We start from the raw sequence: 22,817 nt of genomic DNA, 5'->3' as shown, positions 1-22,817 counted from the left end.
GTTTCTACAAATCAAATTTGATTCCTTGTGCCAATGGCAATTGGGTTCCGTAATTGATCGTATTAGTTTGTCTTCTCATGTAGGCTTTCCAAGCATCAGAACCAGATTCGCGTCCGCCACCGGTTTCTTTTTCACCACCAAAAGCACCACCAATTTCTGCTCCTGAAGTACCAATATTTACATTGGCAATTCCACAATCAGAACCCGATTGAGAAAGGAATAATTCCATTTCTCTCATGCTGTTTGTAAAAATAGAAGAAGAAAGTCCTTGTGGAACTCCGTTTTGCAATGCAATCGCTTCTTCAATTGTGCTGTATTTCATTACATATAAAATAGGGGCAAAAGTTTCTGTTTGAACGATGTCAAAGTGATTCTCAGCTTCAATGATACATGGTCTTACATAACAACCACTTTCATATCCTTCGCCTTCAACCAATCCGCCTTCAACGATGATTTTTCCGCCTTCTTTTTTGGCACTTTCAATCGCATCCAAATAATCCTTAACAGCTCCTTTATCGATAAGTGGCCCAACGTGATTATTCTCATCTAATGGATTTCCTATTTGCAATTGACCGTACGCGTTTTTCAATACGCTGATGGTTTTGTCATACACACTTTCGTGAATGATTAAACGTCTGGTCGATGTACAACGTTGTCCTGCTGTTCCTACCGCTCCAAAAACGGCTCCAACCAATACCATACTGATATCCGCATGTTCCGAAACAATAATCGCATTGTTTCCTCCTAATTCAAGGATGGTATTTCCAAAACGTTCTGCAACGGTTTTTGATACGTGACGTCCTATTCTGGTTGATCCTGTAAAAGAAACCAACGAAATTCTTTTGTCATTATTGATTAAATCTCCTGATTCGTTACCTGTTACTAAACAACTAACACCTTCGGGAACGTTATTTCTTTTTAAAACTGTTTTGATAATATTTTGACAAGCCACTCCACATAAAGGTACTTTTGAACTTGGTTTCCAAATCGCAACATCACCACAAACCCAAGCAATCATTGCGTTCCAACTCCAAACTGCTACCGGAAAGTTAAACGCCGAAATAATTCCAACCGTTCCTATTGGATGGTATTGCTCATACATTCTGTGCAAAGGTCTTTCAGAATGCATGGTTAATCCGTACAATTGACGGGATAATCCCACCGCAAAATCACAGATATCAATCATTTCTTGTACTTCACCATATCCTTCCTGAAGACTTTTTCCCATTTCATAAGAAACCAGTTTCCCAAGAGGCTCTTTGAATTTTCTTAATTCATCTCCCATCTGACGAACGATATCACCTCTTTTAGGAGCTGGAACCATACGCCATTCTAAAAACGCTTCCGAAGCTTTTTGCATTGCTTTTTCATAATCTTCTTTAGAAGACGTTTTTACTTTTCCAATTAAAGTCCCATCTGCTGGCGAATAACTTTCGATGATTTTTCCGTTGGCAAAATTAGCTGCTCCAGTTGATGTTCCTTCATTTATCTCCTCAATCCCTAATTGCTTAAGGGCTTCTTTGATTCCGAATTGATCTGCTATTGTTATCATTGTAACTTTTTTATTAAAAATTGTTATATTTTTTACAAATATATTGATTTAAGGTGAAAAACTAAACATTGCTACTTTTATTTTACGCTTTTTAGTCCCGATAAAAGTTGCGTCCTTTTGTAGTCTCATTTTTTTTACAAGACCACAAAAGATAGAACGAATAGCGGGGCACGAGCGAAGCGAACTAACGAAGTAAATAGCTCCTAAAACTGAAATAAATTCAGCATTAAATTATTTCTTGGCAACAAATCTTGGATCTGTTTCCATTACACTGCCACATTTTTCGCAGGTTCTCAACTTTTCTGAATTGTAAAAATGTTCAAAATGAGGCAAGAAATCATTCTCGATATTATGCAATTCAAAATAAACCTCATGTAGCTTGTGATTGCAGGTATCACAAAACCACAATAAACCATCCGTATATCCTTTTCCAGCTCTTTTTCGTTCGATGACAAGTCCTATAGAACCTTCGGAACGTACCGGAGAATGCGGAATTTTAGCAGGATTAAGGTACATATCACCGGCACGCAATTCCATTTCTTTGCGCACACCATCTTCTTGAATAATCACTTTGATGGTGCCTTCAAGTTGGTAAAATAGTTCTTCGGTTTCGTTGTAATGGTAGTCTTTTCGGGCGTTTGGACCCGCAACAATCATAACGATATAATCACCGGATTCCCTGTACAAGTTTCTATTACCAACGGGTGGTTTTAGGAGATGACGGTTTTCGTTAATCCATTTATTGAGGTTGAAAGGTTTTGCAATTGCCATGATTTTTATTTTAAATGTAAAGTTATGAAATAATAAATCGTTATTTTTTTTCCTTAATCAAATAAATATACACCGGAAAATGGTCGCTAAACCCTATTTCGGTGTTAGAATGTCGCAACGGATACCCTTTATATTGTCCGCTGGTTTGTATCAAAAATGACTTATTATAAATTCCGGCTTTCCAATATCGAAAGCTCGAATAATCTGATTGCAGTAAGGTTTCGGAAACCATTATTTGGTCAAAAACATCCCATGCATCCCGAAATGCGATAGTTCCAAATCCTTTTTTGGCCATTTCTTCGAATGGATTATAAATCCCAAAAGGAAGTACTTCTGCCTTTTTTGCTTTGGCGCCAAGCCCAATTTTGACACTTTTATTATACGGACCGTCATTTAAATCGCCCAAAGTAATCACTTTTGCATTTGGATTTATCCGTTGCAACGAATCGATTATTTTTCGGTTTAATGCTCCGGCGGCTTCCCGAAACGGACTTGATTTTTTCTCTCCGCCAGAACGGGACGGCCAGTGATTGACAATAATATTGATTTCCTCGCCGTCCAGGAATCCGGTTACCAACAATTGATCTCGTGTATAAACCCGATAATTTTTGGTGCTTATTTGCAATTCATCATCTGTTTTTTCTTCAAAACTGGCTTTACTTTCACTTGTATTTCCGCTTTCTTTATAAATATACAACGGAATATTGCTGTAGCTCGTGGGCTGAAATTTCTTTTTTTGAAACAACAGCGCCACATCAATTCCTCTTTTGTCGGGCGAATCAAAATGGATGATGCCGTAGTCTTTCTCTATTAATTTGGGTTGCTTGACTAAATCTTCCAAAACGCTTCTGTTTTCTATTTCGCACCCGCCAATAAAAGTGGGCGAATCAGTATTTTCAGCAGAACCTATTTCAGATAAAACGCGGGCTAAATTCCCCAGTTTCTTTTCGTATTTATCAAATGTCCAACGTTGCAAACCGGTTGGCGTCCATTCTTCATCAAAAGTGGCAGGGTCATTTATAGTGTCAAAAAGGTTCTCGAAATTATAAAATGCAACGGTATGAATGACGTATTTTTTCTGTTGTGCAGTAGATTTTACTATTGGAAAAAATAAAAAAAGAACAGGAATCCAGTACGTAATTCTCATAGGCATCATTTATTTCCAGTCGTTGATTAGATTCCTTTTTGAATCTGTTTATTGTAAAAATAGTCATTTGGTCGTGAACTTAAAATTATTTTCTAATTGTCTATCTTTGTTTTTGTCTTTTAAGACTCCATGATTCCAAATATTTTAGAAAAACAATAAAACATGAATGCAAACCGATTTACTTTTACACTACACCATTCTGTTTTATATAAATTTCTATTCCTTATTTTTGTTTTACAATCTTTCAACAGTCAAGCCCAATACAAAATGATTACACCACCAAGTTTACAAAAAGGAGATACCGTAGCAATTTTGGCAACAGCCAGAAAAAATATAGATGACAACCTGAAACCCGCTATCGATTTGTTGCACAGTTGGGGACTGGAAGTTGTTATTGGCAGCACCATAGGTTTAGACAACGATCAATTAGCCGGAACTGACGAACAACGCGCTGCCGATTTTCAGCAACAACTGGACAACCCAAATATCAAAGCCATTTGGTGTGTAAAAGGCGGATATGGAACTGTACGAATGATTGATTTATTGGATTTTACTGCGTTCAAAAAAAATCCAAAATGGATTGTTGGATTTAGCGATGTCACTGTTTTACACAATCATTTGAATACTATGGGTTACAAATCCATTCACGGAATCATGCCAATAACCGCTCCTAGAGCCACTCCTCAAGCCATAGAAACCTTACGAATTGCGTTATTTGGTGAAAAATTGTCGTATGAAATAGATCCTTTCCTGATGAACAGACCCGGAAAAGCTACCGGAGAATTAGTAGGCGGAAACTTATCGATTCTATACAGTTTGTTTGGCTCACCATCAGCGATTGACTGCGCTGATAAAATCTTGTTTATAGAAGATTTAGACGAATATTTGTATCACATTGACCGCATGATGATGAATTTAAAACGAAACGGTTGTCTCGAAAGCATCAAAGGAATTGTTGTGGGTTCCATGACAAAAATGAAGGATAATGATATTCCATGGGGGAAAAATGCCATTGAAATTATCGAGGATGTTACCAAAAAATACAATATTCCTATCTTGTATAATTTTCCAGCCGGTCATATTCAAGACAATAGAGCTTTAATTTTAGGGAATAATGTCACTATTAATGTCAATGAAAAATGCAGTACGCTGGTTTTTGAATAATGGCAATTTGATTTTTGATTGCAGAAGTTTATAAACTGAATACTGCAACTGAACACTGAAAACTTTTTTATGGCGGAACACAACGAGCTCGGAAAACTTGGAGAAGAAATGGCAGTTGAATTTCTTAGGAAAGACGGCTATACTATTTTAGAAACCAATTGGACCTTTCAAAAAGCCGAAATAGACATTCTCGCCCAAAAAGAAAATACACTCGCCGTTGTCGAAGTCAAAACGCGTTCCTCTTTGGAATTTGGTTTGCCTCAGGATTTTGTAAAACCAAAAAAAATTCAGCTACTTGTAAAGGCCGTAGACGCTTTTGTAAACGAAAGAAATTTAGATGTTGAAGTCCGTTTTGACATAATTGCCATCCATAAAGAAGGTAAATCTTTTGTAATTGAGCACCTTATAGATGCTTTTTTTCATTTTTAAGTAATTTTTTGAATGTTATATTTGTAACAAATTGTTTTTTTATTTACATTTGCCATGTTTTTAACACACAACTAACTAAACTTACAAATCTAACTAACTAAAAAAACTTAGAAATTATGAAAACTGTTTCTTCTATTGTAGAAAATTACATCAAAACAAAGCCTTTCTTGTTGAATGCGTTATCACTTGGAATTATCAATTTAACGTCATTATCCCGAAATATAATGACCGAATTAGAAAGTGAATTTGGCAAAGAAGTAAAACAAGGCGCTGTTGTAATGGCTTTAAAAAGATTAACGGAAGAATTAGACTTCAGGTTAAACCATAAAATTAACAAAGTCATCAAGAATATTGGGGAAATCACCGTTCGTTCTGCTTTGACTGATTATACTTATGCTGCATCAGAAACCGTTTTGAACAAGCAAGCCGACTTAATTACTGACATCAATGCTTTTCCGGATATTTTTTACACTTCCTCCAGAGGTGTGAATGAAACTAATATCGTGGTAAGCAATAGCATCAATCACTTAGTTGACAAGCATTTTGCCAATGAAAAATTGATTCAAAAACTAGACAATCTGGCTTCGATTACGGTAAAATTACCTAAAGAAAATATTGTCGTTCCAGGGATTTACTATTTTATTTTTCAACGTTTGGCTTGGGAAGGAATCATCATCAATGAAGTAATTTCGACTTCTAATGAGTTCACCATTTTAGTGAGCGAAGAACAAGTGGATGTAGCTTTCAAAGTTATTAAGGATTTGAAGAATTAGAAATCTCATATTCTATAATTTTAAAGCTTCCATCCTACTAGGACTGGAAGCTTTTTTATAAAATAATATTCTGTTATTGTATTTCTAAACAGCAGTTTAAAATTACAAATTCGTTCCTCCCGAAACTTCTAAGCGTTGTCCATTCACCCATTTAGCATCGTCTGTACACAAAAATGCTACAACGCTTCCAATGTCATCCGGCAAACCTACACGTCCTAAAGCTGTTAATGAAGCTATCAATTGGTTTAATTGTTCGTTATCACGAACGGCTCCTCCACCAAAATCAGTTTCTATTGCACCCGGAGCCACAATATTGACTCTGATTTTTCTTTCGCCCAATTCCTTCGCTTGGTATTTGGTCAATGTTTCCATTGCTCCTTTCATACTCGCATAAGTTGAATATCCCGGAAATGAAAAACGGGTCAATCCTGACGAAATATTTACAATTCCACCACCATCATTCAGTACTTCCAAAGCTTTTTGAGTCAGAAAAAAGGGTCCTTTGAATTGAATATTAACCATATCATCAAATTGAGCTGTACTTGTTGTCGCAAAACTTTCGTGAAGTCCAACACCTGCATTGTTGATTAAAAAATCAATTTTTTCGGCACCAAAAGTGCTTTTCAAAGCGCTCGCTACATTTTGAAAAAACAAATCAAAACTACTCACATCAGCAACATTCAATTGAATGGCTGCTGCTTTTTGCCCCAGTTTTTCGATTTCAGCAACAACATCATCCGCTTCGGTTTTTTTGCTGTTGTACGTTAGGATTACATCAAGCCCTTTTTTGGCAAGATTCAAAGCCATATCTTTTCCTAATCCACGGCTTCCTCCGGTAACTAATGCTATTTTATTGTTCTTGATTTCCATGTTTATTATTGTTTTAAATTAATACCACAAAATTAATTCAGATGTAAAGCTTACCAATTGTAAATATCAATCCAGAGTTTGCGAAATTCAAATCAATCTCTTTATACTCGAAAAGCGATAGGTGTCAACGTTGTTTGTTTTTTGAAAAAATTAGAAAAATGTGCCAACTCTTCAAAACCGAGTGAATACGCAATTTCCGAAATATTCCAATCGGTTTCTTTTAAAAGAATCTTGGCTTCATGTATTAATCGGTCACTGATTAATTCAGTAGTCGTTTTACCTGTGTTCTCTTTTAAAACTTTATTCAAATGGTTGACATGAATGGACAATCGAGTGGCAAAATCTTTGGCAGATTTCAATTCAAACCGTTGTCGAGGCGACTCTATCGGGAATTGTCTTTCGAGTAGTTCCACAAATAAGGAAGAGACTCTGGCTGCCGAATTGTGTTTTGAATATAAAGCAGTTACCGGTTGTAGTTTCTGTCCAAAGTGTATTAACTCCGCTACATAATTCCGAATCAAATCGTATTTATAAACATAATCAGAATTGATTTCTTTATGTATCTTTTTGAATATCAAATCAATTTCTATTGCCTCTTCATCAGAAAGCTCAAAAACAGGATAGCCGTCTGATTTAAAAATAGGAAGTTCGTCAAGTACAATTCCGCTTTTATCTTTTGTTAAAAACTCGCTCGTAAAAACACAAAAATTTCCCGATTGCTGCGTGTCTTGCGGTACATAATGATACGGAATTTTTGGCGTAGCAAATAAAAGAGCATTCTTTTCAATGTCAATTACTTTATCTGCGTATTCCGCTCTGTTTTTCCCTCGTATCAAGCTTATTTTATAATACGCTCTCCGGTCATAAGGCATAAAAGACTTGTCCTTTAGCCTTTCATAAAGTTCTTTGATATTAAAAACATTGAAATGACCAATCTCTTTTTGGATGCCTTTAGGTAATAATGTATTTGGTTCTGTACCCGAGTCTCCAGAGATTTCCTGGTAAAACTCGTCTATTGATTTTAATTTCATTGAGAATGAATTTGTAAAAATCAAATATACAAATTAAAACCAAAGCCTTCATCCTTTAAAAGGTTAAACGCTTTCGCCAAAATAATTTAGTATATACTCTGCCCAAAAGTCAGCAGATTATTGTCTGGATCAAGTAATGAAAATTCTTTTTGTCCCCAAGGTTTAATCTCTAAAGGTCCATTTGGGTGGATGCTTGTTTTTTTGTCCAATAATGATTGGTACAATTTGTCAATATCGTCCGTTCTGATATAAACTTGTCCGTAATTTTCTTTTGGATCAAGTTCTTTAAATTCAAAAAAATGAATTTGAATACTGTCTTTTTGCACCATAAGGTAGCCGTCAAAATCAGCACTCCCATATTCCTCAAAACCCAATTCGTTCAAATAGTAGTCTCGCGTAATCGCTTTATTACGCATCGGCAGTTTGGGATTAATATCTGTAAGCATATCATTTGGATTTAATTTGTTCAATGCAAGTCAAATTTAAAAATAACTCTTCTTTTAATTTCAGTCACTGTCAAATTGAATATTTATCCTCTATTTTCCCAATAACTCCATCAATTCCAAAGCAGTTCTGGTATTCTTTACATTGTCAAAAGTCAATAGCAATCGTAACCCTGCTGGCGTTTGTTTTTCTTTCATTTTACAAATAGAACTGTGTTTTTGCACAAATTGTAGCACCTGATAAAAACGATTGGACTGGTAATAATCTGATTGTTGATCAGATACAAAATAACCAATCATCTTGCCTTGTTTCATCACTAATTTCTCGATTCCAATGCGAGTCGCAATCCATTTGATACGAATGCTATTCATCAAAGCATTGGCTCGTGGTGGCATTGGACCAAAGCGGTCAATCAATTTATTTTGGAAAATGATGAGTTCTTCTTCATTTTTTACAGCACCTAATTCATTGTACAAACTCAATCGTTCCGAAACGTTATTGATGTATTCATCCGAAAACAACAACTCAAAATCGGTATCAATTTGCAGGTCTTTTACGTATTCTTTGGTTTCCAAATTATTTTCTTCCGGATATAAATCCTTGAATTCATTTTCTTTCAATTCGTCGATGGCTTCGTTCATGATTTTTTGGTACGTATCAAAACCAATTTCGTTGATGAAACCACTTTGTTCGCCTCCCAATAAATCTCCGGCACCACGAATCTCCAAATCTTTCATCGCAATATTGAATCCACTTCCCAGTTCACTAAACTGTTCCAAAGCCTGAATTCTTTTTCTGGCATCATCGGTCATGGCAGAATACGGCGGACAAATAAAATAGCAAAACGCTTTCTTGTTGCTACGCCCTACTCGACCCCGCATTTGATGTAAATCAGACAATCCAAAATTATTCGCATTGTTGATAAAAATCGTATTTGCATTAGGAACGTCTAAACCGCTTTCGATAATTGTGGTTGCCACCAAAACATCAAATTCTCCGTTCATGAAAGCCAACATTAATTCTTCGAGCTTTTTTCCGTCCATTTGACCGTGACCAATTCCAACTCTGGCATTTGGGACCAAACGCTGAATCATTCCAGCAACTTCCTTGATATTTTCAATTCGATTATTAATAAAGAAAACCTGTCCGTTACGCTGAATTTCATACGAAATCGCATCCCGAATCAACTCTTCACTAAAACCTACTACATTCGTTTCAATAGGATATCTGTTAGGCGGAGGCGTTGTAATTACTGATAAATCGCGCGCTGCCATCAACGAAAACTGCAACGTTCTCGGAATTGGAGTTGCTGTCAATGTCAAAGTATCGACATTCGCCGCAATGGTTTTGAGTTTGTCTTTTACGTTGACACCAAATTTTTGTTCCTCATCCACAATCAGCAATCCAAGGTCTTTGAAAACTACATTTTTGTTGACTAATTGATGTGTTCCAATCACAATATCTAGTTTTCCTTCGGCTAATTGTTTTAGCGTTTCTGCTTTTTGTTTGGCCGTTCTGAAACGGTTTAAATACCCAATAGAAACTGGCATATCTTTCAATCGTTCCGTGAAAGTGCGGTAATGTTGGTACGCCAAAATCGTCGTAGGAACCAAAATTGCCACTTGCTTACTGTTGTCTACCGCCTTGAAAGCGGCGCGAATGGCAACTTCCGTTTTACCGAAACCTACATCACCACAAACCAAACGATCCATCGGGCGGTCGCTTTCCATATCGGCTTTTACTTCTGCAGTTGATTTGGTTTGGTCCGGCGTATCTTCATAAATAAACGAGCTTTCTAGTTCGTTTTGCAAATAACTATCAGGTGCAAACTGAAATCCTTTCTCCAGTCTTCTTTTGGCATACAGTTGAATCAAATTGAATGCAATATGTTTGACACGCGCCTTGGTTTTTTGTTTTAAAATCTTCCAAGCATTCGAACCCAATTTGTAAATTTTGGGCGGCGTTCCGTCTTTTCCGTTGTATTTTGAAATTTTGTGCAGCGAATGAATACTCACATACACAATATCATTATCGGCATAGACCAACTTAATTGCTTCCTGTGTTTTGCCTTCGACTTGTATTTTTTGTAATCCTCCAAAACGTCCAATTCCGTGATCGATGTGTGTCACATAATCACCAACAGACAAAGTTGTGAGTTCTTTTAAAGTGATATTCTGTTTTTTCGAATAGCCATTTTTGATGCTGAATTTATGGTAGCGTTCAAAAATTTGATGGTCGGTGTAACAGGTTATTTGGTTTTCCTCGTCGATAAATCCTTGGTACAAAGGCAAAACAACGGTATGATATTGTTTTCTGATATTCTCCGAATTGGCCTCATCCAAGGTTTCGAAAATATCATGAAATCGTTTGGCTTGTGCATCATTGGAACAAAACAAATAATTTTTGTAGCCGTTGAAATGATTTTCATTCAGATTATTCAACAACAAATCAAATTGTTTGTTGAACGACGGTTGCGGCTGAATGTGAAATTCGAATTTTTTGTTAGTTCTAAAAATAGGTTTCGAACTCAATTCCACAATGGAAAAATCCAACGCTCTTTTTATAAATTCGGTTTGATTCAAGAACAATTTTTCTGGAGATGACCGTTTTATTTCCTGCGACAATTTTGCGAAAGCTTCTTCGGCTTTGCCAAATTGTTTGTCTAATTGTGCTAAAAAATCTTCGGTGTTCTGAATAAAAATTACCGTTTTCTCCGAAATATAATCTAAGAAACTTTCGCGGTTTTCCTGAAAAACTTTATTCTCCACATTGGGAATTATAGTAATCTTTTTTTGCGTTTCAATGGACAATTGTGTGGCTACATCGAAGGTACGAATGCTCTCCACCTCGTCTCCAAAAAACTCAATTCGGTACGGATTATCATTCGAAAAAGAAAACACATCGACAATTCCTCCACGAACCGAAAATTCTCCGGGTTCTGTAATGAAATCAACTCTTTTAAATTCATATTCGAACAAAACTTCGTTGATAAAATCGATGGAAATCTTGTCACCAACAGCAACTTTCAACGTGTTTTTATCCAATTCTTTTCGGGTAACCACTTTCTCGAATAAGGCTTCGGGATAGGTGACAATAACGGCTGGTTTTTTACGGGAATTGATTCGGTTTAACACTTCGGCGCGAAGCAAAACATTAGCATTATCAGTTTCTTCAATTTCGTAAGGGCGACGAAATGAACCGGGATAAAAAAGTACATCTTGCTCCCCAATCATTTGTTCCAAATCATTCAAATAATACGCCGCTTCTTCTTTATTGTTTAAAACAATCAAAAAAGGAAGTTCGGCTTTCTTGAAAACAGATCGAATTACAAACGAAAGTGCAGAACCCAAAAGTCCCGACAGTTGCATTTTGACTTGGTTGTTTTCCAATAAACGAGCAACAATTTGCTGGGTTTTTGGCGAATTATCGTAGGTATTGTATAAGGCTGTTTTACTCAACGCGTGGCAGATTTGGGTCGATAACTGGTGTATTAGGAATGGCTCTTGTGGTGTCCATCATTTTCAATAAATCAGATTCCCCTTCTTCAAGCGGAATTCTACTTTTCTCCACAATTTTGTCCATTTGTCTTTGTAACGAAACCAATTCCAAGTTGATTTCTGATACTAATAATGTCACTTTTTTATCCGGAATATTATCCAAATGAATGAATAAATCCAACAAACGTACTTTAGTAATTAAAGTCGAAATCCTACTTTTTATTTGAGGTTTATTGTATTCATACGGAATATTAGTGTTCAAAGCCATTACTTTTTTAGAAAGTGCTTTCGATTTTTGCTGAAAAGCGCCAATGGTTTTTTTAGGTTTCAAGGCTAGTTCAGCCAAAAAAATGCGCCATTCATTCCAAGATGCGATGCTTTTTTCAGAAGCTTCCGTTACAGGTGTGTCATAAAAAACCCAACCTTTCTCTATGTTTTTGAAAATGACTTCTCTTTTTTGCATCTCTTTTTTATTTTCGGCAATGCGTTTTTGATTGTCATTTTTACAGGACAACAAAAGAAAAACCAGAGAAAAGAAAACTGCTATTTTATATTTCATGTGTGGCTATTTATCGTTTTTTTAATGGCTGAATGTAATTCACATACGCTCTTAATTTTATAAATTAGAACGAGTTATGCTCCTTTAAAAATTTCCATTAATTAAGCTACAAAGTTACAAAGTAAATTTACAATTACGAATTACCGCATAGGAATAACAATCTAATATTCTTGAAGCAGTTTTTGTGTTTAAAAAGTCATAAATTAAGAAATAAAACTCCTTTTTAAATACTATTTTAAGAAATTCACATTGTTTTTAATCAAAATTATGTTATTTGCGAAAACGTTATCTTTGTTTTTCAAAACAGACAAAAATGAGTACTAAAATATTGATTATTGGAGCTTGCGGACAAATTGGAACGGAGCTTACCCAAAAGCTGCGGCAACTACACGGAACAGAAAACGTAATTGCTTCGGATATCCGAAAGTTAAATATTGATGTTGTCAATTCTGGTCCATTTGAAGTGGTGAATGCTTTAGATTTCAATCAAATTGAACATTTGGTAGAATTGCACCAAATTGATGAAGTGTATTTGATGGCGGCATTATTATCGGCTACAGCCGAGAAAAACCCGGCATTTGCTTGGGACTTAAATATGAATTCGTTGTTTCATGTTTTGAATTTGGCGAAAGCCGGAAAAATAAAAAAAATATTCTGGCCTTCGAGTATTGCGGTTTTTGGACCAACAACTCCTAAAGAAAATACGCCACAATATACCATTATGGAACCTTCAACGGTGTACGGAATCAGCAAACAAGCAGGCGAAAGATGGTGCGAATACTACCATAATATCTTTGGTGTAGATGTAAGAAGCATCCGTTATCCGGGTTTAATCAGCTGGTCATCGCCTCCTGGTGGCGGAACTACGGATTATGCGGTAGATATTTTTCACAAAGCACTTTCGGATAAAACATACGAATGCTTTTTATCTTCAGAAACTAAAATGCCGATGATGTATATGGACGATGCCATTGCTGCGACCATTCAAATTATGCAAGCGCCGGTCGACCAAATAAAAATTCATTCTTCGTATAATCTAGCTGCAATGAGCTTTACGCCAACGGAGATTGCTGCCGAAATCAAGAAACACATTCCTGAATTTACCGTTACTTACAAACCGGATTTCCGTCAAAAAATAGCCGACAGCTGGCCAGCGAGTATTGATGACGCTGAAGCCAGAAAAGACTGGGGATGGAAACATGAATTTGATTTGGAAAGCATGACGATTGATATGCTGGAGCATTTGAAATAGTTTCCTTAAAAATAAAACCAAAAAAAAGTCTAGTTAAAGAACTAGACTTTTTTTATGGAGTTTAGATAAATTTTACTTTATCTCATAAGTGTTATTTTCCATTTTTAAATCGGCCATTAACCCACTTGGATCAATCGTTATTTTCTTGATGGAAGCTTTTGATTTCGTAATGTTGAATTCAAAAGTTGGATACGCCCAAGCCCAATCATTCAAAACCGTTCTTTTTACTGCAGGATTTGGGTTTTCTTTTTCAAAACTCATCATGCGCAACGGGATGTAGAAACTTTCTGTTGTTCCGTCTGTATATTCCACTGTCAAATCTATCGGCATTGGCATTCTTCCAATTCTTTCTAGAGTAACGGTTGTTTTATCCGCATTTTCCTTTACTTCTTTGATACCATAATCAATAGTATTGGTGGTTTCAGTCCAATCCACTAAATACCAATCCAGATTTGCTCCAGAAACTCTTTCGGCAGATCTTTTAATATCATTTGGCGTAGGATGTTTGAATTTGAAATCGCTGTAATATTTTTTCAACGTTTTAAATAGATTTTCTTTACCTATTAAATATATCAATTGTGCTAAGAAAATTTCACCTTTACTGTAGGAAGTAACGCTGTAGACTCTGTTTTCATCAAAACGATCCGCATGAGTTCCCTGTGGCAATTCTTTTCCTGAATTTACCATTGCAAAATACCCTTTATAAGCTGCTGCAAATGGGTTTTCTACTTTTTTATCGGCAATTTCATTAAGTCCAAAATCTTCCAGGAATGAGGTAAATCCTTCATCCATCCATCCGTGTTTTGATTCATTGGAAGCCAAAATATGCTGGAACCAAGAATGTGCCATTTCATGTGCGGTTACTCCTAGCAACCCATCAAACGTACCTTGACCTAAAATCAACGTACACATGGCATATTCCATTCCACCATCGCCACCTTGAATCACAGAATATTGTTTGTACGGATAATCTCCAACCGTTTTGTTGTAAATTTCCATTAACTGAACCGTTTTTGGTTGCAGGTTTTTCCAGTTTTGAATGTATTTTGGATTGTTTTTATACAAGAAATGCAAGTCAACACCATTAGGTGCTTTTACTACATCATGAATGTAATTCTTATCAGCAGCCCAAGTAAAATCATGAACCATTGGCGCATTAAAATGCCAAGTCAATGTTTTTGTTTTCTTTGGAACAGACACAACAACACCTTGGTCTTGATAACCGTGACCAATTTCGTTTTTATTTTGCAAATAACCGGTACCTCCTAAAACATAATCTTTATCAATAGTAATGTTTACGTCAAAATTTCCCCAAACGCCATGAAACTCTCTGGCGATATAAGGATCAGCATGCCAACCTTCAAAATCAAATTCAGCCAGTTTTGGATACCACTGAGCCATTGATAATTCTACGCCTTCGGCATTATTTCTTCCGGAACGACGAATCTGAATGGGAACCTGACCATCAAAATCTAATGTAAACGTAGTTTTTGAATTTGGTAGAATTGGCTTAGCCAAAGTCACTTCAAGGATAGTTCCAATCTCTTTTGCACTAGCAACTGCTCCGTCTTGCTTGAAATTAGAAATTCGCAAGTAACCAATTTCATTTGGTTTCAAATTTTTAATGCGGCTTTCTTTGACTTCTTTATCACCAACTTTTACTTTGGTGACCATTCTGCCGTCTGGATCTTTGATGCTTTGGATTCTGGCATCCATTTCGCTTCCAGGCTGAAAGGCATTATTAAATAGGTGATAATATACTTTTCTCAAAGTATCAGGAGAATTGTTGGTGTAAACCAATTCCTGTTTTCCTTTGTATTGGTATGTTTTTACATCCATGGACACATCCATTTTGTAATCGACATGCTGCTGCCAATACGTACCGTTTTGAGCCAAAAGACTTCCAAAACTTAAGGATAAAATAGAAACTAAAAGTAATTTTTTCATGTAGGTTAAAATAAAAATGGAAGGGCAAATTGCCCTTCCAAAAGTAATGAATTCTTAAAATATTATTTAGACATTTTTTCTGCCATCAGTAAAGCGTTGTATGCATTTACTATTTTTCCTGATTTAGACAGAGCACTAAAAGAACGTGTGTCATTTGCTTTTCCTCCTACAATAACATCCGTTGTAATCGCAACTCCTGAATCCATCAAAATATGCTTCACTTGTTGAGCAGATAATTTTGGATAATACGAACGAATTAAAGCGGCAACTCCGGCAGCATTTGGCGCAGCCATTGATGTTCCTTGTAAATATTTATAAGTATTATTTGGAGTTGTAGCGTAGATTTTTACTCCAGGAGCAAAAACGTCAACATTAATTTTTCCAATGTTAGAAAAACGAGCCACCACTTTATTTCCGTATTCAAAATTCAACGCACCAATTGTGATTAAATTATCCGCAAACTCTGTTACTTTATCTTCAGAATCGTTAGGGAAATTTTCTGCATAATCAATGTCTTTTGCATCATTCCCTGCTGCATGAACAATCAATACATCTTTTTTCTCAGCATATTTTATCGCATCATAAACCCATTGCCTGTGTGGAGAAAAGCTTTTTCCAAAACTTCCGTTGATTACTTTGGCACCATTATCTACTGCATAACGAATTCCAAGTGCAATATCTTTATCATACTCGTCACCGTCTGGCACTGCACGAACGGTAAGAATCTGAACATTATTAGCAACACCATCACCACCTAATACGTTGTTTCTAGTTTGAGCAACAATTCCGGCAACGTGCGTTCCATGAAGAATTTCGTTCTTGTCTGGTCCCATCACATTATTGTTTCCGTATTTTGTATCAGTGATATCATTTGGATTATCTCCTACTACTTTACGGTAATCTGTTTTCAGATTGTCTCCGTTTATAAGTGCAACCTGATCCTCTAGTTGTTTTTGAACAGCAACTTTTAGTTCCGCTATTGGCAATCCATAAGAAAGCATTTGCTGCATAGCTGCTTTGCTCTTTTGTGTTGCCGGTTCTTGCGAAACAATCGCATTTACCTCCTCAATTGTGTAAACTGGTTTACCAAAATGTTTTGCCAAAACAGCATCACTTGCAGCAATAGTCTCTAACATTTGCTCTGAGCGTGTTTTTCCTGTAACTGCATCAGCAATTTTTTTATCATTCAATGCTTTAGCCTCTTGAAACGTAGCACCATCAACTAAGGTTTTATCTTTAATGATTCTTTCATATTCCAGATTCTCTTTGGTACTATCTCCAAGAAAATTCCATCCATGAATATCATCGATATATCCGTTTTTGTCATCGTCAATTCCGTTTCCGGCGATTTCTTTTGTATTGGTCCAAAGTACCGATTTCAAATCTTCGTGTTCGATATCTACACCAGAATCTACAATTCCAACAATAACTGGAACGCCTTTTTTGCCTTTCAATAATTCAGCATAAGCCTTGTCAACACTCATTCCAGGAATAGTATCAGTTACGATATCCAGATGACTCCAACGTTTCAAGTCATTTTCAGCAATTGGTGCCTTTTTTTTAATGTTTAAAGGTGCGCTTATGGCAACTAGTCCAGAATTAGTGGTATTTGAAACTTGTTTTGAAGCGCCACATCCTACTAATGCTAAAAGAGCAAAAGCAGAAATGTAAATAGGTTTAATGGTATTCATCGAAAATGTTTTTGTTAATTTTGAAATATTTGTCTAAAATAATTTTTTTTGTTACAAAAGGAGTTATGATTAACACTATGTTAAGATTTGTTCGCAAGTAAAAACTTCTGCCAACCGAACGCCTTTTTCTGTTTTTTGTACGGTTATTATTTCATTATGCGCGTCGTGCTCCAAGAACAAATAATAATTATTATCAGCCGCCGTATTCATGAATTTTTCTTTTTCTGGCATGGTCAATAAAGGTCGTGTGTCATATCCCATCACATACGGAATTGGAATATGTCCGGCTGTTGCCAATAAATCAGCGCAAAAAACGATGGTCTTATCCTTATATTGAATGTGCGGAATCATTTGCTTCTCGGTATGTCCATCTGCAAAGAAGATGCCAAAACCAAGTTCTGATGTTGCCAAAAAATCTCCTTCCGGTTTTTGGATAAAATGCAGCTGCCCACTTTCCTGCATCGGCAAAATATTTTCGGATAGAAAAGATGCTTTTTCTCTGACATTGGGTTTTGTTGCCCATTCCCAGTGATTTTCATTAGACCAGAATTTAGCATTTTTAAACGCCGGTTCATAACCGGTTTTATCAGCGTTCCATTGAACACTTCCGCCGCAATGGTCAAAATGCAAATGCGTCATAAAAACATCGGTGATATCATCACGGTGAAAACCATATTTAGCCAACGATTTATCCATCGAATGTGTTCCCCAAAGCGAATAATAACCAAAAAACTTCTCTGATTGTTTGTTTCCCATTCCGGTATCAATCAAAATCAATCGGTTGCCATCTTCAATCAATAAACAGCGTGCCGCAATATCAATCAGGTTATTTTCATCGGCTGGATTGGTTTTATTCCAAATAGTCTTTGGCACTACGCCAAACATTGCGCCACCATCAAGTTTAAAATTTCCGGTTTCTATAGGGTATAGTTTCATTTTTTTTATTTTTTTCGAGAGGAACCAAAGTTAAGAAATTCAAACGCTTTTACTGGTCGCAAATAGCTTTTTTCTATTTTTGCATTAGTTATAATAATGTTATCAATTATGGAAAAAGCTTTTTATACACTATCTTTGTGCTTAATTTAGACAAAATCAATATAAGCTATGATAAAAGTTTCTGACACAGCAAGAAAAAAAATCATCGATTTAATGAAAGATGATGGTTTTGACGCTGCAATTGACTACGTAAGAGTGGGTGTAAAAAGCGGCGGATGTTCTGGATTGTCTTATGATTTAAAATTTGATAAAACAAAAAGCGACGACGATAAAATTTTTGTAGACAACGATATCACTATCGCTGTTGAGAAAAAATCATTCCTTTATTTAGCCGGGACAATTTTAGAATTTTCAGGAGGAATAAACGGAAAAGGATTTGTTTTCAATAACCCAAACGCAAACAGAACTTGTGGTTGCGGAGAGAGTTTCTCTTTATAACCAAATAAAAAAGATTTAAACCATTAAGAAATTAAGGTAATTAAGCCTTAATAAACCTTAATTTCTTAATGGTTTTAAAAAATAAAATTATGTCAAAATACACAGAAGACGACTTAAAAATCGAACTCGAAAATAAAGAATACGAATACGGATTTTACACCGAATTAGAATCAGAAACGTTTCCTATTGGTTTAAATGAAGATATCGTTCGCGCTATTTCGCACAAAAAAGGAGAACCTCAATGGATGACTGATTGGCGTCTGGAGGCTTTTCGTGCTTGGGAGCAAATGACAGAGCCAGAATGGGCAAATGTGCATTACACCAAACCTGATTTTCAGGCTATTTCCTATTATTCTGCTCCAAAAGCGGTAGATCCTAATAAAACATTGGACGATGTAGATCCTGAACTTTTAGAAATGTATAAAAAGTTAGGTATCTCTGTCGATGAGCAAAAGATGATGAATAATGTGGCTATGGACATCGTTGTTGATTCGGTTTCAGTAGCGACTACTTTCAAGAAAACATTAGGAGAAAAAGGAATTATCTTCATGAGTATTTCTGAAGCCATCAAAGAGCATCCAGAATTAGTTCGTAAATATTTAGGAACGGTTGTACCACAAAAAGATAATTTTTATGCTGCTCTGAATTCGGCAGTTTTCTCTGATGGTTCTTTCTGTTATATTCCAAAAGGTGTTCGTTGCCCAATGGAACTTTCGACATATTTTAGAATCAATCAGGCAGGAACAGGGCAATTCGAAAGAACATTATTAGTTGCTGACGAAGGTAGTTATGTTTCTTACCTTGAAGGTTGTACTGCTCCAAGTCGTGATGAAAATCAATTGCACGCTGCTGTAGTGGAACTAATCGCTTTGGACGATGCCGAAATCAAATATTCAACCGTACAAAACTGGTATCCTGGAAACAAAGAAGGAAAAGGTGGGGTTTATAATTTTGTGACCAAAAGAGGAATCTGCGAGAAAAACGCAAAAATTTCTTGGACACAAGTTGAAACCGGTTCAGCGATAACTTGGAAATATCCTTCTGTTATTTTAAAAGGAGATAATTCAACAGGAGAATTTTATTCAATTGCTGTTACCAATAATTTCCAACAAGCCGATACAGGAACCAAAATGATCCATTTAGGTAAAAACACTAAATCGACTATTATTTCTAAAGGAATTTCGGCCGGAAGATCACAAAACAGTTATAGAGGTTTGGTACGAATTTCACCAAATGCAGATAACGCCAGAAACTTTTCACAATGTGACTCGTTGTTAATGGGGAACAATTGTGGAGCACATACTTTCCCTTATATCGAAAGTAAAAATCCATCGGCAAAAATAGAACATGAGGCTACGACAAGTAAAATTGGCGAAGACCAAGTTTTCTATTGCAATCAACGTGGAATTCCAACCGAAAAAGCTATTGCTTTAATCGTAAACGGTTTCAGTAAAGATGTATTGAATAAGTTACCAATGGAATTCGCCGTAGAAGCACAAAAATTATTAGAAATTTCGTTAGAAGGTTCAGTAGGATAAAAATTTGTTTAAAGTTTAAGGTTTAAAGTTGAGCAACTTATGATTAACTTTAAACCTTAAACAAAAATGAATGGCGACAATAACTAGGTTTGAAGATTTAGAAATTTGGAAAGAGGCTAGACGACTGGCTAAAGAAATTCATATTATTTCTGTAGAATCAGATTTAAAAAATGATTTCAGATTTAAAGATCAAATAAAAGCATCATCAGGCTCAGTAATGGATAATATTGCTGAAGGTTTTGAGAGAAACGGAAATTTAGAGTTTAGACAGTTTTTGTCTATCGCAAAAGGATCCGCTGGAGAAACCAGGTCGCAATTATACCGAGTTTTGGATTATAAATACATCAATGAAGAAAAGTTTGAAATTTTAAAAACTGACTTCGAAAATTTAAGTGGAAAAATAAACAATTTTATATCATATTTAAACAAGAAAGATTTTAAAGGCACCAAGTTTCAGTAACTACGAGAACTTTAAACTTTAAACTTTAAACAAAGAAAACATGTTAAGTATAAAAAATTTACACGCCTCAATTGGGGATAAAGAAATATTAAAAGGGATTAACCTTGAAGTAAAAGCGGGAGAAATTCACGCAATAATGGGACCAAACGGTGCCGGAAAAAGTACCCTTGCGTCAATCATTGCAGGAAACGAAAACTACGAAGTAACCGAAGGTGAAATCTCTTTAGACGGAGAAGACCTTTCTGAATTGGCACCAGAAGAAAGAGCACATAAAGGTGTTTTTCTTTCGTTCCAATATCCCGTGGAGATTCCGGGAGTTTCAGTTACTAACTTCATGAGAACCGCTATCAACGAAACACGTAAAGCAAACGGTCAGGAAGAAATGCCTGCAAACGAAATGCTAAAAGTGATTCGTGAGAAATCAGAATTATTAGAAATTGACCGTAAATTTCTTTCTCGTTCTCTAAACGAAGGTTTTTCTGGTGGAGAGAAAAAACGTAACGAAATTTTCCAAATGGCAATGCTAGAACCAAAATTGGCTATTCTTGACGAAACCGATTCTGGATTGGATATTGATGCGTTACGAATTGTTGCAAATGGTGTTAACAAACTAAAAAGCGACAAAAATGCCATCGTAGTTATCACGCACTACCAAAGATTATTAGATTATATCGTTCCTGATTTTGTTCACGTACTCTACAACGGAAAAATTGTAAAATCCGGTGGAAAAGAACTAGCGCACGAACTGGAAGAAAAAGGATACGACTGGATTAAACAAGAACAAGAAGCTTAAAAATTTGTTTGAAGTTTAAAGTTTAAAGTTGCCTCGAGATAACTTTAAACATTTAAACCTTAAACTTTAAACAATCAAAAAATGGAATTGAAAGAAAAATTACTATCGTCTTTTATGGCTTTCGAAGAGCGTATTGATGTTCACTCCGAACTTCATGATGTGAGAACTGCCGCCATAAAAAACTTTGAAGATAAAGGTTTCCCAACCAAAAAAGACGAAGCTTGGAAATACACTTCGCTAAACGCCATCTTAAAAAATGACTTTACCGTTTTTCCAAAGCAAGAAAATGCAGTTGAATTCAACCACGTAAAAAAATACTTTTTACACGAAATAGATACCTATAAAGTGGTGTTTATTGATGGTGTTTTCAGTTCGCATTTGTCGTCAACAACACATGAGGGTATTGATGTTTGCTTGATGTCATCGGCATTGACCAAACCAAAATACAAAATGATCATTGATACGTATTTTAATCAAATTGCCAGCAAAGACGAAAGTTTAACTTCATTGAATACGGCTTTCGCCAATGAAGGAGCCTATATCAACATTCCAAAAAGTAAAGTGGCTGACAAGCCTATTGAGATTATGTATTTCTCAACAGGAAATGAAGCGGCGCTTTTGGTTCAACCAAGAAACTTGGTGATTGTGGGTGAAAATTCACATGTTCAAATTATTGAGCGTCATCAAAGTTTAAACGAAAATCCAGTGCTAACGAATTCCGTTACAGAGATTTTTGCTCAAAAACGTGCTATCGTTGATTATTACAAAATTCAAAACGATACCCTTGAAGCGAATTTAATTGACAATACGTACGTTTCGCAACAAAAAGAAAGTCACGTTTCCGTTCATACCTTCTCTTTTGGAGGAAACTTAACGAGAAACAACTTGAATTTTTATCACTTTGGGGAACGATTGACAAGTACCTTAAACGGAATCACGATTATTGGCGAAAAGCAACACGTAGATCATTATACTTTGGTGAAACATTCGACTCCAAATTGCGAAAGTTTCCAAGATTATAAAGGAATCTATGCTGATCGTTCTACAGGCGTTTTCAACGGAAAAGTATATGTGGAAAAAGATGCTCAAAAAACGAATGCATTCCAAAAAAGCAATAACATTTTATTGAGCGACAAAGCGACTATAAATGCTAAACCGCAATTGGAAATTTTTGCCGATGACGTAAAATGTTCTCACGGTTGTACTGTTGGACAATTAGACGAAACGGCAATGTTCTACATGCAACAACGCGGAATCCCTAAAAAAGAAGCCAAAGCATTATTGATGTATGCATTCTCGAATGCCGTTATCGAAAACATCAAAATACCGGAACTTAAAAAACGAATTACCACCATCATCGCCACAAAATTAGGTGTGAAATTGGGATTTGATTTATAATTTTTAAACACAAGGTTCACTAAGATTTACACAAAGGGCGCAAGGTTTTTACTAAACTTTCCGCCCT

At 35.9% G+C, this 22,817-nt stretch carries 20 protein-coding genes; 9 read left to right on the top strand and 11 right to left on the bottom strand.

The genetic code is table 11. The annotated features are described in order from the left end of the window. Window positions 1-4 precede the first annotated feature (4 nt). From CLV00_RS04845 to CLV00_RS04835, 3 genes are all read right to left on the bottom strand, one after another. Entirely contained in the window at window positions 5-1,552 is a 1,548-nt protein-coding gene (locus tag CLV00_RS04845; RefSeq protein WP_099714071.1) for an aldehyde dehydrogenase family protein, read from the bottom strand. 231 nt (window positions 1,553-1,783) lie between these two features. Next, window positions 1,784-2,323, bottom strand: coding sequence for a 3-hydroxyanthranilate 3,4-dioxygenase (locus CLV00_RS04840; protein WP_099714070.1), 540 nt, complete (start codon window positions 2,321-2,323; stop codon window positions 1,784-1,786). Between the two features lie 40 nt (window positions 2,324-2,363). Further along, window positions 2,364-3,470, bottom strand: a complete 1,107-nt coding sequence (locus tag CLV00_RS04835; protein ID WP_099716238.1) for an endonuclease — start codon at window positions 3,468-3,470, stop codon at window positions 2,364-2,366. A 267-nt stretch (window positions 3,471-3,737) separates the two neighbouring features. Here CLV00_RS04835 and CLV00_RS04830 point away from each other — a divergent pair, with 267 nt between their 5' ends. The 3 genes from CLV00_RS04830 (at window position 3,738) to CLV00_RS04820 (ending at window position 5,836) form a co-directional block, all read left to right on the top strand. Further along, a complete protein-coding gene (locus tag CLV00_RS04830; RefSeq protein WP_199074826.1) occupies window positions 3,738-4,634 on the top strand; it encodes an LD-carboxypeptidase in 897 nt (298 codons plus the stop codon). Window positions 4,635-4,703: 69 nt separating this feature from the next. Next, the gene (locus CLV00_RS04825; RefSeq protein ID WP_099714068.1) at window positions 4,704-5,063 is read left to right on the top strand and encodes a YraN family protein; all 360 of its coding nucleotides are present in this window, start codon (window positions 4,704-4,706) and stop codon (window positions 5,061-5,063) included. A gap of 116 nt (window positions 5,064-5,179) precedes the next feature. Next, entirely contained in the window at window positions 5,180-5,836 is a 657-nt protein-coding gene (locus CLV00_RS04820) for an aspartate kinase (RefSeq protein ID WP_099714067.1), read from the top strand. Between the two features lie 102 nt (window positions 5,837-5,938). Here the strand turns inward: CLV00_RS04820 and CLV00_RS04815 are convergent, their stop codons facing one another. The 5 genes from CLV00_RS04815 to CLV00_RS04795 form a co-directional block, all read right to left on the bottom strand. Continuing rightward, window positions 5,939-6,706 (bottom strand): SDR family NAD(P)-dependent oxidoreductase, encoded by a 768-nt coding sequence (locus CLV00_RS04815; protein ID WP_099714066.1) that lies wholly within the window; start codon window positions 6,704-6,706, stop codon window positions 5,939-5,941. A gap of 101 nt (window positions 6,707-6,807) precedes the next feature. Next, window positions 6,808-7,737, bottom strand: coding sequence for an AraC family transcriptional regulator (locus tag CLV00_RS04810; protein ID WP_099714065.1), 930 nt, complete (start codon window positions 7,735-7,737; stop codon window positions 6,808-6,810). An 86-nt stretch (window positions 7,738-7,823) separates the two neighbouring features. Continuing rightward, the gene (locus tag CLV00_RS04805; RefSeq protein WP_099716237.1) at window positions 7,824-8,183 is read right to left on the bottom strand and encodes a VOC family protein; all 360 of its coding nucleotides are present in this window, start codon (window positions 8,181-8,183) and stop codon (window positions 7,824-7,826) included. Between the two features lie 90 nt (window positions 8,184-8,273). Then, window positions 8,274-11,639 carry a transcription-repair coupling factor gene (gene mfd / locus CLV00_RS04800; RefSeq protein ID WP_099714064.1) on the bottom strand — a complete coding sequence of 1,122 codons (3,366 nt, stop codon included), beginning with the start codon at window positions 11,637-11,639 and terminating at the stop codon, window positions 8,274-8,276. Further along, window positions 11,632-12,237: a hypothetical protein gene (locus tag CLV00_RS04795; RefSeq protein WP_099714063.1), complete on the bottom strand. Its 606-nt coding sequence runs from the start codon at window positions 12,235-12,237 to the stop codon at window positions 11,632-11,634. Before CLV00_RS04795 ends, mfd begins: the two co-directional genes overlap by 8 nt. A 313-nt stretch (window positions 12,238-12,550) precedes the next feature. On the opposite strand from CLV00_RS04795, the gene CLV00_RS04790 reads away from it, so the two are divergent. Beyond that, window positions 12,551-13,489, top strand: coding sequence for an L-threonine 3-dehydrogenase (locus CLV00_RS04790; RefSeq protein WP_099714062.1), 939 nt, complete (start codon window positions 12,551-12,553; stop codon window positions 13,487-13,489). A gap of 72 nt (window positions 13,490-13,561) precedes the next feature. Here CLV00_RS04790 and CLV00_RS04785 read toward each other — a convergent pair whose 3' ends face one another. From CLV00_RS04785 to CLV00_RS04775, 3 genes are all read right to left on the bottom strand, one after another. Next, the gene (locus tag CLV00_RS04785) at window positions 13,562-15,436 is read right to left on the bottom strand and encodes a M1 family metallopeptidase (RefSeq protein WP_099714061.1); all 1,875 of its coding nucleotides are present in this window, start codon (window positions 15,434-15,436) and stop codon (window positions 13,562-13,564) included. Between the two features lie 62 nt (window positions 15,437-15,498). Further along, window positions 15,499-17,127: a S8 family peptidase gene (locus tag CLV00_RS04780; protein ID WP_099714060.1), complete on the bottom strand. Its 1,629-nt coding sequence runs from the start codon at window positions 17,125-17,127 to the stop codon at window positions 15,499-15,501. Window positions 17,128-17,202: 75 nt separating this feature from the next. Beyond that, on the bottom strand, window positions 17,203-18,063 hold the full coding sequence (locus CLV00_RS04775) for an MBL fold metallo-hydrolase (protein ID WP_099714059.1): 861 nt from the start codon (window positions 18,061-18,063) through the stop codon (window positions 17,203-17,205). Between the two features lie 168 nt (window positions 18,064-18,231). On the opposite strand from CLV00_RS04775, the gene CLV00_RS04770 reads away from it, so the two are divergent. The 5 genes from CLV00_RS04770 (at window position 18,232) to sufD (ending at window position 22,750) form a co-directional block, all read left to right on the top strand. Further along, the gene (locus CLV00_RS04770) at window positions 18,232-18,561 is read left to right on the top strand and encodes an iron-sulfur cluster assembly accessory protein (protein ID WP_099714058.1); all 330 of its coding nucleotides are present in this window, start codon (window positions 18,232-18,234) and stop codon (window positions 18,559-18,561) included. 89 nt (window positions 18,562-18,650) lie between these two features. Then, entirely contained in the window at window positions 18,651-20,099 is a 1,449-nt protein-coding gene (gene sufB, locus CLV00_RS04765) for a Fe-S cluster assembly protein SufB (RefSeq protein ID WP_099716236.1), read from the top strand. Between the two features lie 70 nt (window positions 20,100-20,169). Continuing rightward, entirely contained in the window at window positions 20,170-20,559 is a 390-nt protein-coding gene (locus CLV00_RS04760; protein WP_099714057.1) for a four helix bundle protein, read from the top strand. 40 nt (window positions 20,560-20,599) lie between these two features. Next, window positions 20,600-21,352, top strand: a complete 753-nt coding sequence (sufC, locus tag CLV00_RS04755; protein WP_099714056.1) for a Fe-S cluster assembly ATPase SufC — start codon at window positions 20,600-20,602, stop codon at window positions 21,350-21,352. An 81-nt stretch (window positions 21,353-21,433) separates the two neighbouring features. Further along, a complete protein-coding gene (gene sufD, locus CLV00_RS04750; RefSeq protein WP_099714055.1) occupies window positions 21,434-22,750 on the top strand; it encodes a Fe-S cluster assembly protein SufD in 1,317 nt (438 codons plus the stop codon). Window positions 22,751-22,817: the final 67 nt, after the last annotated feature.

This window comes from Flavobacterium sp. 11, assembly GCF_002754315.1.
Classification (GTDB): Bacteria; Bacteroidota; Bacteroidia; order Flavobacteriales; family Flavobacteriaceae; genus Flavobacterium; species Flavobacterium algoritolerans.
This window is presented reverse-complemented; position numbering and strand designations above follow the sequence as displayed.

Excerpts from the sequence above, each read along its gene's own strand:
- CLV00_RS04845 (WP_099714071.1), bottom strand. The coding sequence starts at position 1,552 with ATGATAACAATAGCAGATCAATTCGGAATCAAAGAAGCCCTTAAGCAA.
- CLV00_RS04840 (WP_099714070.1), bottom strand. The coding sequence starts at position 2,323 with ATGGCAATTGCAAAACCTTTCAACCTCAATAAATGGATTAACGAAAAC.
- CLV00_RS04835 (WP_099716238.1), bottom strand. The coding sequence starts at position 3,470 with ATGAGAATTACGTACTGGATTCCTGTTCTTTTTTTATTTTTTCCAATA.
- CLV00_RS04830 (WP_199074826.1), top strand. The coding sequence starts at position 3,738 with ATGATTACACCACCAAGTTTACAAAAAGGAGATACCGTAGCAATTTTG.
- CLV00_RS04825 (WP_099714068.1), top strand. The coding sequence starts at position 4,704 with ATGGCGGAACACAACGAGCTCGGAAAACTTGGAGAAGAAATGGCAGTT.
- CLV00_RS04820 (WP_099714067.1), top strand. The coding sequence starts at position 5,180 with ATGAAAACTGTTTCTTCTATTGTAGAAAATTACATCAAAACAAAGCCT.
- CLV00_RS04815 (WP_099714066.1), bottom strand. The coding sequence starts at position 6,706 with ATGGAAATCAAGAACAATAAAATAGCATTAGTTACCGGAGGAAGCCGT.
- CLV00_RS04810 (WP_099714065.1), bottom strand. The coding sequence starts at position 7,737 with ATGAAATTAAAATCAATAGACGAGTTTTACCAGGAAATCTCTGGAGAC.
- CLV00_RS04805 (WP_099716237.1), bottom strand. The coding sequence starts at position 8,183 with ATGCTTACAGATATTAATCCCAAACTGCCGATGCGTAATAAAGCGATT.
- CLV00_RS04795 (WP_099714063.1), bottom strand. The coding sequence starts at position 12,237 with ATGAAATATAAAATAGCAGTTTTCTTTTCTCTGGTTTTTCTTTTGTTG.
- CLV00_RS04790 (WP_099714062.1), top strand. The coding sequence starts at position 12,551 with ATGAGTACTAAAATATTGATTATTGGAGCTTGCGGACAAATTGGAACG.
- CLV00_RS04785 (WP_099714061.1), bottom strand. The coding sequence starts at position 15,436 with ATGAAAAAATTACTTTTAGTTTCTATTTTATCCTTAAGTTTTGGAAGT.
- CLV00_RS04780 (WP_099714060.1), bottom strand. The coding sequence starts at position 17,127 with ATGAATACCATTAAACCTATTTACATTTCTGCTTTTGCTCTTTTAGCA.
- CLV00_RS04775 (WP_099714059.1), bottom strand. The coding sequence starts at position 18,063 with ATGAAACTATACCCTATAGAAACCGGAAATTTTAAACTTGATGGTGGC.
- CLV00_RS04770 (WP_099714058.1), top strand. The coding sequence starts at position 18,232 with ATGATAAAAGTTTCTGACACAGCAAGAAAAAAAATCATCGATTTAATG.
- sufB (WP_099716236.1), top strand. The coding sequence starts at position 18,651 with ATGTCAAAATACACAGAAGACGACTTAAAAATCGAACTCGAAAATAAA.
- CLV00_RS04760 (WP_099714057.1), top strand. The coding sequence starts at position 20,170 with ATGGCGACAATAACTAGGTTTGAAGATTTAGAAATTTGGAAAGAGGCT.
- sufC (WP_099714056.1), top strand. The coding sequence starts at position 20,600 with ATGTTAAGTATAAAAAATTTACACGCCTCAATTGGGGATAAAGAAATA.
- sufD (WP_099714055.1), top strand. The coding sequence starts at position 21,434 with ATGGAATTGAAAGAAAAATTACTATCGTCTTTTATGGCTTTCGAAGAG.